Annotated in this window: 1 protein-coding gene; it reads right to left on the bottom strand. The window is 59.1% G+C overall.

The genetic code is table 11. The features are described 5' to 3' along the window. Positions 1-27 precede the first annotated feature (27 nt). Complete coding sequence (locus tag ACFQ2O_RS21775; RefSeq protein ID WP_377533042.1) at positions 28-1,044, bottom strand: ion channel; 1,017 nt, start codon at positions 1,042-1,044, stop codon at positions 28-30. Positions 1,045-1,088 lie beyond the last annotated feature (44 nt).

The raw sequence follows: 1,088 nt of genomic DNA on the forward strand, positions 1-1,088 counted from the left end.
GCTCCTGCGGTTCCCCGGCCTCAGGCCCTACTCGGGCTGGTACACCTCTCTCCAGGACCAGCCGTCCATCTCCAGCAGCGTGGTCAGCAGCTTGCGGCGCTCCCCTAGGCCCTGCTCGAAGTAGTGCCTTACAGCCTCCTTCCCCTTCAGCGGGATCCCTTTCTCCTCCAGCTCCCCTAGCTCTGGGGCCGGAGCCTTTCCGTTGGGGGAGGCGTTCTTCAGGAAGCCCTCCCGCACCACCTCCAGGTAGGCGTCCAGCGCGGTCTGCAGCATCGACATCTTCACCTCGTCAACGGCCACACCCTGCTGCAGGGCATTTCCCAGCAGCTGATATGCCTCGTCCAGCAGCACGATGGCAGGCGTGACAGACAGCTTCGGCTGGCTGTTGTGAAAGTGGTGGATGACGGGGTAGGAGTGGTGGTTCATGGTGTGCTTCATGAGCATCTGGCACAGATCGGACGTGTTGTCAAAGAAGGAGGAGAAGTCCTTGCCGTTCCAGCTTTTGGTCAGGATCTGCTGCGGGGTCTTGCCCATGCCGCTGATGTAGAGGCTCAGGGTGCTCTGCAGGCCCACGGCAGAAAGCACCGGTAAAAAGTACGTGATAGAAGTCGTAATGAAGACCAGCCCGGAATACGCCGCCACGTCCGTAGTGATGCGCCAGAAGTCGTTGGAGGCAACATAGTCCCCAACCCCCAGCGTGGAGAGGGTAAACCCGGCGTAGTAGAGCTTCTCCACCGCGCTGGCGTTGGTCTTGGTGATGCTGTGCACAACAGAGGCGGGGTCGGAGAGCAGGGCCAGAAAGAGGCCCGACCAGAAGCCCAAGATCCAGACTAAAAGCACAGAAACCAGCACCGCTGGCCCTGCATAACCCAAGAGCTTGGACCTTCCCCTCTTTCCCGCAGCCAGGAAGACGGCCTTGTACACCGTCCGGGACACCAGGCTCGTCACCATGCCGCCGCCGTTGGAGGAAAGGGCGGTTTTGATGATGTCCAGTGCTGTGATGACAAAAACAAGCGCTCCAAGAGAAAAATACAAAATATTCATGAAAGGCCAGTTGGTTTAGTCCTGTCTGCTAAACGAAATTGCCC

This window comes from Pontibacter rugosus (assembly GCF_042678745.1).
In the GTDB taxonomy this organism is placed as follows: Bacteria; Bacteroidota; Bacteroidia; order Cytophagales; family Hymenobacteraceae; genus Pontibacter; species Pontibacter rugosus.